Source organism: uncultured Shewanella sp., from assembly GCF_947495455.1.
Taxonomy (GTDB): Bacteria; Pseudomonadota; Gammaproteobacteria; order Enterobacterales; family Shewanellaceae; genus Shewanella.
In genome coordinates this window covers 1-17,472 of record NZ_CANLZC010000009.1, presented here as the reverse complement: position 1 = coordinate 17,472, position 17,472 = coordinate 1, and the positions used below count along the sequence as shown (strand labels likewise).

The window sequence follows — 17,472 nt, the reverse complement described above, 5'->3', positions numbered from 1 at the left end:
TTAATTGATTTAGTTTAAAAAAATCTTCAACTACCCTTAGTGATCTTCATGCGCCATGCTTAAATAAACTATGGTCAACATCATGAAGATAAACGCTTGCAATGTAATCACCAAAATATGGAAGATTAACCACGCTAGTTGTAAACCTACACCTAATGAAGCTATCGCCCAATTGGCGCTATACATAAGCGCAATAAGGATGAAAATCAACTCACCTGCGTACAAGTTACCAAACAAACGCAATGCCAATGAAATTGGCTTCGCAATCAGAGTAACCGACTCAAGTAACAAGTTGACGGGTATCATTGCCCAGTGGTTAAAGGGCTGTAACGTCAGCTCTTTTACAAAACCTGTCACACCTTTGACTTTAATGCTGTAATACACAACCAGCACAAACACACCTAAGCCTAAGCTGAAAGTAATGTTTACGTCAGTGCTAGGCACAATCTTCATGTATGGAATGCCCGCAGCTGCGGCCAAAGATGGTATCCAATCCACAGGTACCATATCCATGAGATTCATTAAGAAAATCCACACGAAAATTGTTAACGCTAGCGGTGCGATGACAGGATTGCGACCATGGAAAGTTTCTTTCACGCTGCTGTCAACGAATTCAACAATCATCTCAATAAAACATTGAAGTTTACCGGGAACGCCTGTTGTCGCTTTTTTTCCAACGCTACGAAATATCCATAAAAACAAAACGCCAAGACCCACCGAAAAGAGCAACGAATCAATATGCCATGTCCAAAACCCTTCACCAACCGTTAGGTTAGCCAAATGATGCTGGATATAGCCCTGCGGTGTTACATCACCGGTTGCAGATGCAGACATGATTCATCCCACTTAACTTTGCTTGAAATATAAAGGAGCTGCCCAATGTACAATTAACGCTAATGTATAACAAACAAAAAGGGGCGTAAAAACCACCTTGATATAAACAAACACCAACGAAAACATGACAATTGTTAACAACATCTTTACCGCTTCCCCCCAGTAAAAAGTCTTAATGACCTTTGCTGACGCACTCGCTCCCGTATGGGAAAAAGCGAGGGTTGCGAATACAAAATTAGGAAGCACAGCAATGGCAGCACCTGCTAACGCAGAATAACCAAACTGGGCTCCCCACATAGCGAAAAAGAAAATTGAAGCAGTGACAGCTACCGCCGCCTGCATCATCACCAACTTGTAGGCTGATCGCCGGCCACGACGCGCTAAAATCTTACTCAACTTACCTCCTCCGCATTAGAACTTTTTGTTATCGAAAACCGAATGATAGTCATTCGTATAAACGTGATGGACAAAAAGCTTGCGAAAGTATACCGTTTCGGCACTTCAAAGCAAGTTTAACTGAATAAAATTGGAGACTTTTAACGTGATCCATGTCAAAAGTCCGAAATGATAAGATTAACAATTGTTACAAAGTTACATAATATTGCCTTAACTTGGCATTTTTAACCAATTTTCTCGATAATTCCATCAAGTTCGGCTAAATCTTGGTAATTAATTATCAATTTACCTTTACCTTTTTTATTATGCGAGATTGATACTTTCGCACCTAAGCGCTCGATTAATTGATTTTCTAAGCGACAAACATCGTGATCTTTACTCGGTTTTTCTGCTTTTTCAGTTGGAGTCAGAGTTTTGTTCACTAATCGTTCCGTTTCCCGCACGGTCAATTCTTTAGAAACGACTAATCTTGCTAAAATTGTTTGCTCATCCCCCTCAATGGCTAACAAAGCGCGAGCGTGGCCCATATCAATATCACCATACTCCAACATTTTCTTAACCGCATCGTTTAAACTATTTAATCTCAATAAATTTGATACTGTGGCTCGAGATTTTCCGACAGCATCGGCAATTTGTTGATGGGTTAATTCAAACTCATGTAACAAGCGATGCAATGCCATGGCTTCTTCCATAGCATTTAAATCTTCACGCTGAATATTTTCAATTAATGCAATTGACATTGCCGCTTCATCAGGGACTTGTTTAACAAGACAAGGAATCGTGGATAACTCAGCTAATTGAGCGGCACGCCAACGTCGTTCACCTGCAATAATCTCATAACCTGTTGAAGACACTTTTCTAACCACAACTGGCTGAATAATCCCTTGCTTAACAATGGATTTTGCTAGTTCTTCCAATGCTTCCGGTGACATGTCTTTTCTGGGCTGATATTGTCCCGGTGATAATAAGTCCACATCTAAGTCAAGCAAACAATCTTGTGATATATTAACTGCCTTGCCATCATCATGTTTCTCATTGACCATGACTTCGGTATTTTCTTGTTGCTCAGCACCGTTACTGGTACTTAATAATGCATCAAGCCCTTTACCTAACCCTCTTTTCTTTTGTGTCATAGTATTCCCTTAAGCTTGCTTATTGCTCGCTTGCTCATCGGCACGACGAATAATTTCTCCCGCAAGAGCAAGATAGGCTTTTGCTCCAGCACTGGATTTTTCATAATACATAGCGGGTGTGCCAAAACTCGGCGCTTCAGCCAAACGGACATTGCGAGGAATAACAGTATGATAAACTTTGTCACCAAAATGCTGTTTTAACTGATCAGACACATCAGTAGACAAACGATTACGCGGATCGTACATAGTGCGTAATATGCCCTCGATATGTAAGCCAGGATTGACCATACTACTAAGCTGATCAATGGTTTCTTTTAAAGATGTTATCCCTTCAAGTGCATAATATTCACATTGCATAGGAACAATCACAGCATCGGCAGCTGACATGGCATTGACTGTCAACATATTCAATGACGGTGGGCAATCAATAAAAATAAAGTCATAGTCATCTCTAATGGGCGCCAACGCATTACGTAGCCTGATCTCTCTTGCAAAAAAGTTCATCAGCTTAACTTCTGCTGCTGTGACATCACCATTTCCCGCGATTAAATCATATTGACCGCTGGTTTCTCGGCAAACCACTTCACTAAATGGCTTTTCATCCACCAACAAATCATAAGCGGTGTGCTCAACGTCATATTTATTAATACCGCTCCCCATAGTCGCATTACCTTGGGGATCGAGATCAATTAATAACACTCGCCGTTTCGTCGCCGCTAATGACGCCGATAAATTAACGCATGTTGTGGTTTTTCCAACACCACCTTTCTGGTTGGCTACGGCAATCACTTTTCCCAAAATATCATCCTATCTTTTTTGCATCGTCCTACAACAAGACTTCAAGTACAAATTCACTCTTGTAACCATTATAACTGACCGATTTTCACTCAATTATAAGTACAAATTGCTTGATACGGCCGAAGATTGCAACTACTCAATTACGCCACGGGTCCTTTTTGCTTCACAACACGAAGTAAATGCCTTTGCTCATTCAATTTAGGAATAGATAATTCAATCACATCGGTGATTTCAAAGCCATTAGGTAAATTATTCATTTCTTCATCAGATAGCTGACCTTTTAGCGCATAAAAACAACCAGAACTTGACGGTAAATGTTCACACCAGTGCAACATATCTTGAATTGAAGCAAAAGCACGGCTTAAGACTCCATCAAATTTTTCTGCCGGTTGATAAGCCTCGACTCGACTTTCAACTGAGCTAATATTGTGAATACCTAAATCAAATTGAACCTGTTTTTGAAAACGAACACGTTTTCCTAAACTATCCAACAAAACAAATTCTTTATCAGGATTAAGAATAGCCAGCGGGATCCCCGGTAAGCCCGGTCCAGTCCCCACATCGATAAAACGTTTGCCTTGCAAATGCGTCGATACTGCCAAGCTATCCATAATATGCCTAATTAACATTTGCTCAGGATCGCGAATAGCCGTTAAATTATAGGCTTTATTCCATTTGTGTAGCATACCAACAAAATCAAGTAGCTGTTGTTTTTGCTCTGGTTTTGCGTCTAGGCCCATGGCTGCTAAATAACTATCTAATTGTGTTGATAACACAGAAACACCCTCAAAGAACACACAGATTAATTCATTTTAAGATACTCAGTTTACTACCATTGCTCTGTAAATATAAGAAGGAGCACTCAGCTCCTTCTATATATTTACTTATTCAGTCTTTTTATTAGGCACTTTTTCTTAACAAGCCTCGCTTTTTCAAATGCACTAATAAAATTGAGATCGCAGCCGGTGTCATACCTGAAATTCGCGAAGCTTGGCCTATGGTTTCAGGTTTATGTTGATTCATCTTAGCAATGACTTCATTGGATAAGCCAGGGACCTCTTGGTAATCCAAATCTAAGGGTAATCCCGTTTTTTCATGACGAATGGCTTTATCGATTTCATCCTGCTGACGTTGAATATAACCTGAGTATTTAACTTGAATTTGGACTTGTTCAGCCGCTTGCATGTTTTCAAGACCGGGCCCAAAACCTTCAAGTGACATTAGTTTCGGGTAATCCATTTCAGGACGTCTTAATAACTCTTCAAAGGAAGCTTCTCTAGCAATAGGTGTCTTCAGTTCTGGATTTAACACATCAATTAAAGGAGAGTTTGGATGAACCCACTGATTGCGAAGACGCTGCAATTCAGTTTCTATCGCTTCTTGTTTCTCATTAAATATTGCCCAGCGTTGATCATCAACTAAACCTAACTCACGGCCTTTTTCCGTTAAACGTAAATCAGCATTATCTTCCCGTAATAATAAACGGTATTCAGCACGACTGGTAAACATACGATAAGGTTCTTTGGTGCCTAATGTGGATAAGTCATCAACAAGGACGCCTAAATAAGCTTCATCACGACGTGGAGCCCATGGCGCTTTACCTTGTACTTGCAGTGAAGCATTCATTCCGGCTAACAAACCTTGGGCCCCCGCTTCTTCGTAACCTGTCGTGCCATTAATTTGTCCCGCAAAAAACAAACCATTAATCGTTTTTGTTTCTAAAGAGTTTTTAAGATCCCGCGGATCAAAATAATCATATTCGATCGCATAGCCAGGTCTTATGATCTGAGCTTGCTCCATCCCTTTGATCGATCGCACCAAATTTAATTGCACATCGAAAGGTAAGCTAGTTGAGATCCCATTTGGATAGATCTCATTGGTATTTAATCCTTCAGGTTCAATAAAGATCTGGTGAGAGTTTTTATCAGCAAATCTATGCACTTTATCTTCAATAGAAGGGCAATATCGTGGTCCAATACCTTCGATGACACCTGAATACATAGGGCTACGATCTAAGCCTCCACGAATGATCTCGTGGGTTTGTTCATTTGTATGAGTAATATGGCAAGAAACTTGTTCAGGATGCTGATCTACATTGCCTAAAAAGGACATCACAGGCAGAGGATTGTCCCCTTTTTGCTCTGACATGAGCTCAAAATTGATACTATTAGCATCTATTCTAGGTGGTGTACCTGTTTTTAAACGACCTACTCGAATAGGTAATTCACGAAGTCTATGGGCAAGTGCAATAGCTGGCGGATCACCGGCACGGCCACCACTATAATTCTCAAGTCCAATATGAATTTTTCCTCCAAGAAAAGTGCCTGCGGTTAACACGACTGCAGGGGCTTCAAAAGCCAATCCCATTTGGGTAATGACACCTATTACTTTTTCATTTTCAACGACTAAGTCGTCTACAGCTTGTTGAAAAATACGTAAATTTGGTTGATTTTGTAAAATATTTTGTATTTTTAGCCTGTAAAGATTTCTATCGGCTTGCGCACGTGTTGCTCGTACAGCAGGCCCTTTACTTGAATTTAATGTTCTAAATTGAATTCCAGCAAAGTCTGTAGCAGTTGCCATTGCGCCGCCTAACGCATCAATTTCTTTAACTAAATGCCCTTTACCAATTCCACCAATGGCTGGATTACAGGACATTTGTCCTAATGTATCAATATTATGTGTGAGCAGTAGGGTTTTTGATCCTATTCTAGCAGAAGCTAAAGCGGCTTCTGTGCCAGCATGACCACCACCTATAACGATCACATCAAAGCGTTCATGAAAAAGCATTAAATAACCTTCAATTGGTAAAAGACTGAATTGATTTCGAGCGGGGTATTTTAGCATTGGATCATCAGAAGGTGAACGATCTATTTCACTTGTTTTGATCTCATGCGATCGCTTAATAGATCTTAAGATCTTTATATAGATCTCTTATTATATTTATTATTAAGATCGCACAATTCTGTGGATAATCTTATTTTGCCTTTATATTCAATTGGTAGTGACAAAGCGATCCTGTGATCAGATCGGGATCAAATTGAATATAACTTGGGGATAGATCGATTACTTATCCACAGCCATGATCTTATTGATGATCATGTATTGAATAATACAGAGTTATAATAGAATAAAATAATACCTTATCCACACATATATACAAAAAACATATAAAGTGTGGATAAGGTGGATCTAACCTGTGAGTTGATCAAAAAGCGATCGGCTTATTTCGATCTTAAAGTTGATCGCACCATAGGTTCAACCAAGATAAGGCAGCCTCTTCAGGGATGGGATCCTGTTGAATATCTATTTTGATCTTATCCACATAAGTTTTAGCTGAGTACTGCTCTAGTAAGGTGTTTAGCTTGATTGGCCCATGGCAGAAAGTATCATAACTCGAATCACCAATGGCGCAAATAATGAACATTTGATTGCTAAGATCGGGTTTGTTTTGCTCGATCTCATCATAAAAAGGTTGGATATTATTCGGAAGATCGCCAGCGCCATGAGTGGAAGAGACGATAAACCAGATCGAATCAGGCATTAATTCTGCTCTATTTGGTGTTAAATGGACTTGGATCTCATGGCCTAAAGCGGTAAGTTTGGATGCTATTTCATCGGCGACATATTCAGCACTTCCTAATGTTGTACCGACGAGAATATCTATTTTTGACACTGTCTTTCCTGTCTTAATATGACTAATTTATAAGGATGATAAGTTATATGCAGTCATCAATCTATGGTTTAGCTTTAGTTGCATAGAGAAGATAGTTTACTTTGGTATTTTTATGGGTATACCATTGCTGAGTGAGTGGGTTGAAACTCATCCCTTGTGTATAAAGAGGTGTGAGTTGATGAACTTGTAATCGCTGTATTATTTCAGCTGGTTTTACGAAATGTTTCCATTGATGTGTACCGATAGGAAGATAGCGCATGATATATTCTGCCCCTAAAATGGCAATAAAATATGAGATTATTGTTCGATTCAATGTGGCCATGATCAATAATCCCCCTGGGCGCAGTAATTGACAGCAAGTATCAATAAGCCTATTTTTATCATTTACATGTTCAATGACTTCTGTATTTAGAATGACATCATAACTATTCTCAATGACGCTATTTTCATCAGAATGGATGAGGTCTTCAGCTAAACAGTGTACATAGTTTATTGAAACATTTTTTATTTCTGCATCTTGTTTAGCAATGGCAATATTCATTGCACTTGCATCGATCCCTGTCATTGTTGCACCTGAAGTTGCTAATGGTTCTGCCAGTAATCCGGCACCACAACCAATATCAAGTATGCTGATCCCCTCAAAAGGAAGATCTCGACTAAGATCGCGATCAAAATGTGTTGATATTGACGATCTTATATTGGTTAATCTTGCTTGATTGAACTTATGTACATGTTTGAATTTTCCATTTGGATCGCGCCATTCTTTTGCGAGTTGATTAAATTTTTGAATTTCACTTTCAGAGGTTATGGGTGGGGATAGCCTATTTTTTTCAATCATTTTTATATTACTGATTAAAGAAAGATAGGTATTAGTATATTATCTCGTCATTAACGCTGTCATCTTAATGAGGAATAGGAGGGGAAAAGTGTGTGGCTTGGTTAAGTGTTATATCTGATTTTTATAAAAATGATATATTGGTTCCGATTTTGTCTAATTCATTTTTGAAATATGGCTTTTTCCCTTTATTAGGTCGGCGTAAAATGTGAGTGATATATTCGATGTTAATTTTGAGATAGGTTATGTATCGATATCAGAAAGCATTTGGGCTTGATTTTGACTTAGGTTTTGATTTGGCTATTTTTCCTTTTTTATTTGATAAAAGTAGACAACAAGATCGATGCCCAAGTTTTATCTTTGGCCATCTAGATCCTTCGGGACAGTGGTCTTATCAAATATTGTGGGTCGACTATTTTAATGTTGAATTGCGCTCACAATCTAATGCTCGCTATACAGTATTAAAGGCAAGAGTGACAGATTTAGTCGGTGCAGATTTTGAGCTTGATGAGGCAAGCCCGTTACTATTTGAAAGTGAATCAAGTAATGAGGTATGCCGTTATCTGATGGAGTTTCAATAGAGTGTATTTGACTTTTTCTCATCGACTTTTATAGAAAAACGCTTCATTATTTATTCTTAAACCTTTAAAAATAGTTTCTAAATCATAAAATGTCTAAAAATAAGTATGCTGATTGTATTTTATCTGCTTCAATTAGTGCTCTCATTATCTGTATGTAATTATCTGAAATTTAATATTAAAGTATATTTTTGAACTGTTTTAATATTCCACTTTAAAATATAAAAACCATTTATATTCTTAAAAACTCTAAAAACAGAGCGAATTTTAATCAGATGCGTAGTAGTATAGATTTGTAACAAATTATTTTATTATTGCGTTTTTAATTCTGATCGTCATATTGCAAATAAGGAGATTAGGTTGGCGGTTTGAGTGGGGGTGTTATGCATATATATCAACAAGAATTCGGCTCGGATTTTGATTTGGGTTTTGACATTGCTGCTTTTCCTTTTTTAGAGGATTTGAGCTTTCATTTAGATGAGTGTCCTAGTTTTGTTTTTCATGCTTTAGAGCCAAATGAGAAAGAATATCTTCTGTTATGGGTTGAGCATAAAGATGTTTCAAGGAGAAATTGTAATTTTCCACGTTATTCTATTTTAACGGCGACTAATTTTGGTTCTCAAGAAGTTCCTGAAATTGCTCATGATGAGAATAGTAAGATTTTATTTTCTAGTGAAGATGTTAATGCACTTTATCGTTTTTTAGCCCCTTTTCAAATGTTAGACACTTTAAAAGTGGGTTAAGTTATATTCAAAGTGATGTTTTTAAATTTATTTTATATTTTTATCGGCATTTGAGTATGGAAGGTAAAAGCTGGTACATAACCTGAGGTTATTTGGGGAAAACGAATTGATCTAAGAGAGTAGGCGTAATACATGACAATGGAGAGTAGAATCATGTTTAGGCCTTTTATTCTATTTTGGTGCCATAAGGAATGTTATGGATAAGTGGGTTTTCTAAACATTCAGAGTTGAGGTTTTCTATGTATCAATTTCAGGATGAATTCGGAAGAGATTTTGACTTAGGATTTGAGTTATCAGATTTTCCTTTCTTACATGATAAGAGTTGGAGTGATGATGATAGTCCTAGTTTTTTATTTCATTGCGATACCCAAACAAAATCAGGAGAATATTTAGTTCTATGGGTTAATCCTGCTCAGAAGGAAGCCCGTTTAAACGATTTTCCTCGTTATTTAGTCAGAACGGCTAGAAATATTGGTACAGAGAATTTACCTGAAATAGTTCATGATGAAACAACTAAAATTGTATTTGAAAGTGAATCAGTTGAAGGTTTATATCGTTTTTTAGTGCCTTTTCAGGTGTTGGAAAACATGAAGCCTAATAGCTGATAATATAGCATTATAATCTATTTGATTGATTTTAATGTAAATATGGAAATAAAATATTGAGAATTCTCTATTAATATATTGCTAGGAGGGATAACTATGCTTGAGATTCAAAGTGACTATGGGCAGAAAACAATAGGCTCTAGTTTATCATTTCCTTTCATTTTAGATGAGAACATTTTTTCTCAATATACCTTTTGTACCGAAAATGCTTATTTGACATTACAAGTGGATTTTGAGGTTAACGATGAGTGGGGGTCTCCCTATTACACTGTATTAAGTGTGAGTCATCTTGGTGAACTCCCTTTGAGTGATGATGGGTATGTGGAAGAATATCCTGATGTATTTCATTCTGAAGACAGTGAGATCATTTTTGAAAGTGATAATCTGGAGGAGTTGTATCACTTTTTGCAGTCTCAATCGATTCAAGGATAAGGCTGTTAATGAGAATAGTTTGTTGTTTAACCTATGGATATTATCGACTTTGTTGAGACTTTTTTGTCTCTGTTTTGTTCACTAATGCCCTTCATTTTTATGTAATCTAGTCATTGGTTTTATGTCCTTTTTATTATTTCTGAACCCCCTTTAGGATTGATTTTATTTATCGTCATTAAATTCACGAGTCATGTTCAAATTCAGTGTAAACTGAAAGAGGTATCTTATTTTGAATTAAATGATAATGACTTGGGGATTAAATGTTTGAATTATCAGTTGTTTATTTAGCTGCTGCGATTATTGCAGTACCAATAGCTAAACGTTTAGGTTTAGGTTCAGTGCTTGGGTATTTATTAGCGGGGATTTTGATTGGTCCCTTTTTCTTAAGTTTAGTGGGTGATCAAACCGAAGTCATGCATTTTGCTGAGTTTGGCGTTGTTATGATGCTTTTTTTAGTTGGATTAGAATTACAACCTAGCCGATTGTGGAAGTTGCGCCGTTCAATCATAGGGTTAGGCGGGTTGCAGTTAGGTTTAACAACGTTAGTTATTTTTGTTGTCTGTTTTTATATTTTTCTTTTATCTTGGCAAGCATCGCTAGCATTAGGATTAATGTTAGCCCTATCTTCTACAGCTATTGTTTTACAAACATTGACGGAAAAAGGTTGGATAAAGCAAGAAGCGGGTCAAAATAGCTTTTCAGTTTTACTTTTTCAAGACATCGCTGTGATCCCTATTCTTGCTCTGTTACCTTTACTCGCTCTTGGTGATTCAAATGTGATAAACAATACTGAAAGTCTTATTGATGGTTTTCCATTAATTTTTCAGGTTATTTTTTCTGTTATGGTGATAGCGTCAATAGTCTTTTTTGGTAAATTTATTGCGGGCCCTGTATTTCGTTATATCGCAGAAACACGATTAAGAGAAATTTTTACAGTATTTGCATTGTTTTTAGTTATAGCCATTGCTTTGTTGATGCAAAAAATCGGTCTATCCCCAGCACTGGGGACTTTTCTTGCTGGTGTTGTATTAGCTGAAAGTGAATTTAGGCATGAACTAGAAGCTGATATTGAGCCTTTTAAAGGTTTATTGTTGGGATTATTTTTTATTACGGTCGGTGCTTCTATTGATTTTTCATTGTTACTTGAATATTTCTTATTGGTTTTTACGTGTGTGATTGCATTGATTATTGTTAAAGCGACTGTGTTATTCGTTTTAGGCAATATTTTCAAATTACAAGGTAATCAGAAGTTACTGTTTACGCTTGCTTTAGCCCAAGGAGGTGAGTTTGCTTTTGTATTATTGTCTTTAACTGGCAGTTTATCTATTTTATCTTCTATGCAAGTTCATTTAACAACACTTGTTGTTGCCATTTCTATGTTGTTGGCGCCGATTTTATTACTTGGGTATGAATTTTTTGAGAAGCGGAAGCAGTTAGTTACAGATGAATTTGATAGTCCTGATGAGATAGAGGCAACGGGGAATGTTATTATTGCTGGCTATGGACGTTTTGGACAAGTTGTTGGAAGGCTACTTAAAGCTCAAGGTTATCAATTATCTATATTAGATCATAGCCCTTCACAGATTGAAATGGTTCGTCGTTTTGGATCTAAAGTTTATTATGGTGATGCGGCTCGATTCGATTTGTTAGCGGCATCGGGAGCTGCTGAGGCCAAATTGTTAGTGATTGCCATTGATGATCCAGTCAAGACTCTGGTTATCATTGAATTATGTCAGAAATATTTTCCTAACCTGAAGTTAGTTGCCAGAGCAATAGATAGGCGTCATGCATATGAATTAATGCGTTTAGGGATCAAGTGTTTTAGGCGTGAAACATTTGATTCAGCAACAAGCTTGGGCATAGATGCATTAAAATTATTAGGTCATAGTGATACAGCATCACAGCGAGCTGGTGAGTTATTTAGGCAACATGATGAAGCATCTTTGGAGAGTTTGTCCCACCTTTGGGGTGACGATCAAAGTTATGGTGTGGCTATTAAACAGCGGTTGGAAGATTTAGCACAAGTCTTAGAAGAAGATAAAAAACAACAGGATAAGTTAAATGCTTGCAAGGGGGAAGATTGTGTATAGGATGAAACTTTAGTCTCTTTTAAGAGGACAAAACAGTGCAGTTTATTCTGTACTGTTAAATTCAATTGCTATCGAGAAGGGTCGCATCTTGCTGTGTGTTAATCCTATTGTGTAATGAAACAAAAATTTTTTATATCAGTTTTTATATCAGTATAAGTGATTTTTTAAGGGGTTAGTTTTTGTATTTACCGATTGATGCTCTTCGTGAAGAATTTATGCATTTGCTTTGCACTCATCACTTAGTTGTTGAGTCTGAGACAGGCTCAGGTAAATCGACTCGATTACCACTTTGGGCATCTCAATTAATGATTGCGGGCAAAGAAGCGCGGGTTTTGGTTATTGAACCTCGAAGAGTCGCATGCTTAGCTTTGTCTGAATTTGTGAGTACAGAAAATGCACAAGCGAATTTGGAGCTTGATACTGCCATTAATGTGGGTTATTCCATTCGGTTTGATTCTACTGTGGTACCAGCTACACAAGTGGCTTTTGTGACGCCAGGTGTCGCACTGCGCTGGTTAAATGAAAATGGTTTAGCTGATTTTGATCTTGTTATTTTTGATGAGTTTCATGAGCGGCGTTGGGATATGGAGCTTTTGTTAGCAATACTAAAACAGCAAGGAAAACATAAACTGGTAGTGACGTCTGCTACCATGAATACAGCTGACTTAACATTGTACTTACAAAGGGATAAAGATGTTGCAGTTAAACATTTAAAGGTTAGTGGACGCCAATTTCCAGTTAAGACTTTTTACCAATCATCGACAAATGATGCATTACCTGAACTTAATAATATTGAAATAAAAGTTAAAAAAGCGATTGAACAGATTATCAATATTGAATATTTGACAGGAGATATTCTTGTTTTTTTACCTGGCAAACGTGAAATCAATAAGTGTGAACAAGCGTGTCGAGCTTTACTTCATGAGGCGGGTTTTTCTTCGGCTGTTTTACATGGTGGTATTAACCATGATAGGCAAAAAACGGTATTGGTCCAAGCGTCGAATCGCAGAGTTATTTTCTCCACTAATGTTGCTGAGACATCTTTAACTATCCCTGGTGTTACTGCTGTTATTGATTCAGGGCTTGAGCGGAGAACATTACAAAGAAATGGGCGCACTGTTTTAGCATTATCTCGCATTTCTCATGTAAGCTGCGAACAACGTAAAGGGCGAGCTGGGAGAACACAATCTGGTGTCTGTATTCGATTGTGGGGACGTTATGCTGTTTTAGATGTGAATTCTCAACCAGAATTAATGCGAAATGACCTTGTGGAACCAATGCTTGCAGCGGCTGCAATAGGTTATGAGCTTTCAAGATTAGATTTGATTGATATGTTGCCCAGCAAAGCACTGTCAAAAGCCAGTGAAACTTTGATGAATATGGCGGCTATTGAACAAAATGGTAAAATAACATTACATGGTAAAAAGCTTTTTCCTTTGCCGATAGATACATTATTTTCGCACTTGATCAGTGGGATGGATAATGCGATCAATCAAGGGTTAATGATAGATCTTGTTGCGGCATTAAGTGTTGGTCAAAAACTGATTACTCTGCCCTCATCGATGCAAGACAGGAAAGCAATAGCACAATGGGAGCCGTTAAATTGTGATGCCATGTTATTGATAAAAATAATGAGAGAACCTATTCCTGACTGTTTGTCTGTTGATCTTATTTTATTGAATGAAGCAAAACAGTTAGCCAATCAGATCCATTCGCTTTTAAATTTATCCCATGACAAAGCAGTCATTGATGAGGTTACTAGAGAGAGTTGGTTGTTAAATGTTATTAAGGTTGCGCCTGAATTAGCTTTTGTTCGAAGAGAAAAGCGTTATCAAGCTTTAGGCAATGGTTACAGTGAAATACAAATTGGCAGATCCAGTCGATTTATAGCTGAGTTAATCTCTGAGGAGGGGAAAGCTAGCCCATTAGCTGCAGTTGTTTTTGATCAATTTTCTGTTGCGGGTAAAGGGGTCAAGCAAACAGTTAATTTTGCTAACTGTATGGCCCCTATTTCATTTGAGACTTTAGTTGAGGCTCAGCTAGGTATTGAAACAGTGAGTGATGTTTTAAATCCAAATCAGCCAGATCAAACCTTATTGGTTAGGCAATATGCAGGAAGAGTGATTGGATCGCGGATCGCTGAGGTAAGAGGGGATCAGCTGCTTGAATCTATTGTGGGATCGATTATATTCGGGGCTGTTTTTCCAAATTTGGCAAAGACGATCGAACGAGATATCTGTGCATGGAATATTTGGTTGCAATTGCAAAAAAGTCAGTATAAATCGCCTGTGGATAACTTTTCTGCAATGCAAGAGCCAATATGTATAAGAAGCTATTTAACACATAAGCTCAGGGAGCTGGGGGTTGAGAGTGCTGATGACCTTGAACTAATTAATGCCAGTGACTTGGTTTTTCATGGTATTCCTGAGTGGGAGCGGGTGGAATTTGATCGTTCGTATCCACAAGAAATAGTGTTACCTGAATTGATGTTAGCAGTGGAATATAGCGTTCAAAATAAATGGGTGATATTGAGTTATGTTAGAGGCTCACGTAAACAAGGACCCAAACGCTGGGAGTTACCTCGTTGGTCTGGTTGGCGTATAAAGTATCAAAAAGCAAGTCGAGTTATTGAAATAAAATAAGTTTATTTTTTAATATTGATGCCAGCCTTAATGATTTGATAGGCTATTTCCTGAGCCTCTGGCAGTGAATGCAGCTCTTTGGGTTCTCCTTGATGTTCATCGAGTGTGGGAATATCGGCTTCTTTTGGTAAGTTAATGATATCTTTTAATGCGGCTAGCCAGGCATTAGCAACATGCTTAATTGAGGGGCTACCGATAACGTTGAGGAAAAAACCGATTCGATTGCCCATTTGGGATAGAGTAATGATTTTAATATTGCTATTGTCTATGTAATTACGCATTAACCCTACGAGTAGACTTTCTAATGTATGTATGCCTTGTTCACTCAAGATACCTTTATTAAGCACATGAAATCTTAGACCAAAAACAGTGATCTTATCTCCTTTAGGGGTATCTAATGCAAATTCAAGTCGAACATTAGGAGGCTCTTTATTGGTATGGCGAACTTTGACGTTGTCTAGTAAAGGCATAGGTTGTTTACTGTTTATGAACTTTTCGAGAATCATATGAGTATGAAACGCCTGTGTAGAATCGTCAAATTGGTGATATATTTTTGAGCGAAAATAGAGTGGCGCCCTTAGATAAGATAAGGGCGATATCGATTAGATAATGTGATTAACTTTTTACTTGTTGCCATTTATCAACGATAACGGAGGCGACTAAATCTCCTTCCACATTGACTGCAGTTCTAAAGGTATCCAGCGGTCTTTCTATAATTAATAAAATTGCAATGGCCTCTAGCGGTATACCTGCTGCAAGTAAGACCAATTGCATGCCAGACATTGAGCCTGAGGGCATTCCTGGAGCACCTATTGAAGATACCATTGCCATGAGAAAGATAACAACGAGTCCAGATGTGCCTAAATCTATGCCGTAGAGTTGTGCGAGAAAAATAGCCGCAACACCTTCAAATAATGCTGTACCGTCCATGTTCATGATTGAGCCTAGGGGTAATACCATACTACTGGTCGATTGAGATACGCCCAATTCTTCTTCAGCGACTCGCATGGATAGCGGTAATGTTGCGGCACTTGATGATGTTGCAAAGGCCATTGCCATTGGGGTGGAAATGGCTTTAAACATGGGCAGTAATTTTCGGCCAGTAAAGATTTTAGCAAGCAGAGGTAAGGTGACTCCACCGTGTATCAGAGTGAGTATAAAGACTAATAAGGCAAAGCTGGCCAGTTCTCCAAATAATTGCGTATTTCCTTGGCTTGTGTATTCAAAAATAATGCTAAAGACGGCGATTGGGGCTAACTTGATGATGGCTGAAATTAACTTTGTTAAACCCGTATTAATGGCTTCTATGACTTGAAATACAGCATGTTTAGCGGGAAGGCTCACCAGTAAGGCAATACCAAACATGATGGCGAATAATACTATGGCGAGTAGATTACCATTGGCGAGGGCATTAAAGGGATTCGTCAGAGCCATTGTGAGTAATTTGGTACTGATGCTACCGCCTGTTGCTGCGTCCTGGGAGATGAGCTCAACATTGCTGGCATCGGGGGTGAACATTAATGCAGGCCAACTTGGCATCAATAGAGCGGCACCTAAGCCTAAACTAATGGCAAGTATTGTGGTGAGAGCATATATTGCTATAGTTTTGCCTCCAAGAGACTTTAAACTAACAATTGAACCTATATGAGTGATACCTTGTAAAAGAGAGAATAACACTACTATTCCCACTAACATTTTCAATAACCCAATATAAATAAGCTTACCTAAACCAATAAACTCAAGCACGTTAGCATGTGTATTGATCCAAGTGATTGGTACCCAATATCCAAGTAATGCGGCTAATAAAGCGGCAATGACCAATTGGCCAGGGAGTGTGAAAGTTAGCTTTTTCAGCATAATAACTCCTAGTATGCTTAAATTCTTTATGGCGTAAGGTCGCTATTTTGAGGCGTCAATACAATGATAACAAGCTTAAATAGCGTTGTATTATGAGGCTTGCTTGCAGGATATTATAGTGATTTTTTATTTTTCCTTAATGCTATTTTGAGTATTGATAATTCTGCTATTTTTAATGTGCATTGATGGGATGCGATTTATTTAAAAGGAAAGAGATAATGAATAAAATTATAATATTATTAGTTGGATTGATGTACATTGGAATCGCTAATGGAAGTGATGAAGTGAAGTTTGATGCTGCAGGCCAATGGGTATATGAAACAGGAATGACGCCAAGTTTGTGGCAAGATAAGGCTATATGGATTGATGTTCTTGTTAAAAATTTAGCGTTTGATAAAAAGGTGGGGGTTCGCTGGACGGATGATAATTGGAATACTTATCAAGATAGTTTACTGACGTTTGAGCAGGCTTATCAAAATGGTTATGAGCGCTGGGGTCTAGATTTTGCGCCTTTAGGGCGATTAACGAGTTATTATATTGGTAGTTGGTATAATTATGTGACTCAACAATATCGCTCTGGTGGCACTCATACAAGCATTGAATTTGCTGTTTTTTACGAGGTTAATGGACAGACGTATTGGGATAATAATAACAGCGAAAATTATACACTTGATTTGAGTTTATTCTAATTTTATTCAATTAGGAGGTGGAAATCCCCCCTCCTATTTCATGGGGTTTTTATTTAACCTGAACTCGGGATAAGAAATTGAACTAATAGCCCTCTTTGTGATCAGATCTTTCGACCAAGATTAATCAATCACGCAGAGGGCATATGGATAAGTTAGTAGATATA

Annotated in this window: 17 protein-coding genes; 7 read left to right on the top strand and 10 right to left on the bottom strand. The window is 37.8% G+C overall.

Annotated features, from left to right (window positions below; genetic code table 11):
* Window positions 1–36: 36 nt before the first annotated feature.
* The 8 genes from atpB to ubiG form a co-directional block, all read right to left on the bottom strand.
* Entirely contained in the window at window positions 37–834 is a 798-nt protein-coding gene (atpB, locus tag Q0791_RS04300; protein ID WP_299003143.1) for a F0F1 ATP synthase subunit A, read from the bottom strand.
* Window positions 835–846: 12 nt separating this feature from the next.
* The gene (locus Q0791_RS04295; RefSeq protein WP_299003140.1) at window positions 847–1,230 is read right to left on the bottom strand and encodes an ATP synthase subunit I; all 384 of its coding nucleotides are present in this window, start codon (window positions 1,228–1,230) and stop codon (window positions 847–849) included.
* 224 nt (window positions 1,231–1,454) lie between these two features.
* On the bottom strand, window positions 1,455–2,363 hold the full coding sequence (locus tag Q0791_RS04290; protein WP_299003138.1) for a ParB/RepB/Spo0J family partition protein: 909 nt from the start codon (window positions 2,361–2,363) through the stop codon (window positions 1,455–1,457).
* Window positions 2,364–2,372: 9 nt separating this feature from the next.
* Entirely contained in the window at window positions 2,373–3,161 is a 789-nt protein-coding gene (locus Q0791_RS04285) for a ParA family protein (protein ID WP_299003136.1), read from the bottom strand.
* A 140-nt stretch (window positions 3,162–3,301) separates the two neighbouring features.
* Window positions 3,302–3,937 carry a 16S rRNA (guanine(527)-N(7))-methyltransferase RsmG gene (gene rsmG, locus Q0791_RS04280; RefSeq protein WP_299003133.1) on the bottom strand — a complete coding sequence of 212 codons (636 nt, stop codon included), beginning with the start codon at window positions 3,935–3,937 and terminating at the stop codon, window positions 3,302–3,304.
* A gap of 124 nt (window positions 3,938–4,061) precedes the next feature.
* A complete protein-coding gene (gene mnmG / locus Q0791_RS04275) occupies window positions 4,062–5,951 on the bottom strand; it encodes a tRNA uridine-5-carboxymethylaminomethyl(34) synthesis enzyme MnmG (RefSeq protein WP_299003130.1) in 1,890 nt (629 codons plus the stop codon).
* Window positions 5,952–6,396: 445 nt separating this feature from the next.
* A complete protein-coding gene (gene mioC / locus Q0791_RS04270; RefSeq protein WP_299003127.1) occupies window positions 6,397–6,837 on the bottom strand; it encodes an FMN-binding protein MioC in 441 nt (146 codons plus the stop codon).
* Between the two features lie 61 nt (window positions 6,838–6,898).
* A complete protein-coding gene (gene ubiG, locus Q0791_RS04265) occupies window positions 6,899–7,675 on the bottom strand; it encodes a bifunctional 2-polyprenyl-6-hydroxyphenol methylase/3-demethylubiquinol 3-O-methyltransferase UbiG (protein ID WP_299003124.1) in 777 nt (258 codons plus the stop codon).
* Window positions 7,676–7,917: 242 nt separating this feature from the next.
* Between ubiG and Q0791_RS04260 the strand changes: the two genes are divergently transcribed.
* The 6 genes from Q0791_RS04260 (at window position 7,918) to Q0791_RS04235 (ending at window position 14,762) form a co-directional block, all read left to right on the top strand.
* On the top strand, window positions 7,918–8,253 hold the full coding sequence (locus Q0791_RS04260; protein WP_299003121.1) for a hypothetical protein: 336 nt from the start codon (window positions 7,918–7,920) through the stop codon (window positions 8,251–8,253).
* Between the two features lie 380 nt (window positions 8,254–8,633).
* On the top strand, window positions 8,634–8,993 hold the full coding sequence (locus Q0791_RS04255) for a hypothetical protein (RefSeq protein WP_299003119.1): 360 nt from the start codon (window positions 8,634–8,636) through the stop codon (window positions 8,991–8,993).
* A 239-nt stretch (window positions 8,994–9,232) separates the two neighbouring features.
* Window positions 9,233–9,598 (top strand): hypothetical protein, encoded by a 366-nt coding sequence (locus tag Q0791_RS04250; protein WP_299003116.1) that lies wholly within the window; start codon window positions 9,233–9,235, stop codon window positions 9,596–9,598.
* Window positions 9,599–9,694: 96 nt separating this feature from the next.
* Complete coding sequence (locus Q0791_RS04245; protein WP_299003114.1) at window positions 9,695–10,030, top strand: hypothetical protein; 336 nt, start codon at window positions 9,695–9,697, stop codon at window positions 10,028–10,030.
* Window positions 10,031–10,290: 260 nt separating this feature from the next.
* On the top strand, window positions 10,291–12,120 hold the full coding sequence (locus tag Q0791_RS04240; RefSeq protein WP_299003111.1) for a monovalent cation:proton antiporter-2 (CPA2) family protein: 1,830 nt from the start codon (window positions 10,291–10,293) through the stop codon (window positions 12,118–12,120).
* Between the two features lie 179 nt (window positions 12,121–12,299).
* Window positions 12,300–14,762 carry a helicase-related protein gene (locus tag Q0791_RS04235; RefSeq protein WP_299003108.1) on the top strand — a complete coding sequence of 821 codons (2,463 nt, stop codon included), beginning with the start codon at window positions 12,300–12,302 and terminating at the stop codon, window positions 14,760–14,762.
* A gap of 2 nt (window positions 14,763–14,764) precedes the next feature.
* On the opposite strand, the gene Q0791_RS04230 is transcribed toward Q0791_RS04235, so the two are convergent.
* Entirely contained in the window at window positions 14,765–15,232 is a 468-nt protein-coding gene (locus tag Q0791_RS04230) for an S-ribosylhomocysteine lyase (RefSeq protein ID WP_299003106.1), read from the bottom strand.
* A 145-nt stretch (window positions 15,233–15,377) separates the two neighbouring features.
* On the bottom strand, window positions 15,378–16,619 hold the full coding sequence (locus Q0791_RS04225; protein ID WP_299003103.1) for a dicarboxylate/amino acid:cation symporter: 1,242 nt from the start codon (window positions 16,617–16,619) through the stop codon (window positions 15,378–15,380).
* Window positions 16,620–16,837: 218 nt separating this feature from the next.
* Here Q0791_RS04225 and Q0791_RS04220 point away from each other — a divergent pair, with 218 nt between their 5' ends.
* Entirely contained in the window at window positions 16,838–17,308 is a 471-nt protein-coding gene (locus Q0791_RS04220) for a hypothetical protein (RefSeq protein WP_299003100.1), read from the top strand.
* The last annotated feature ends 164 nt before the right edge of the window (window positions 17,309–17,472 follow it).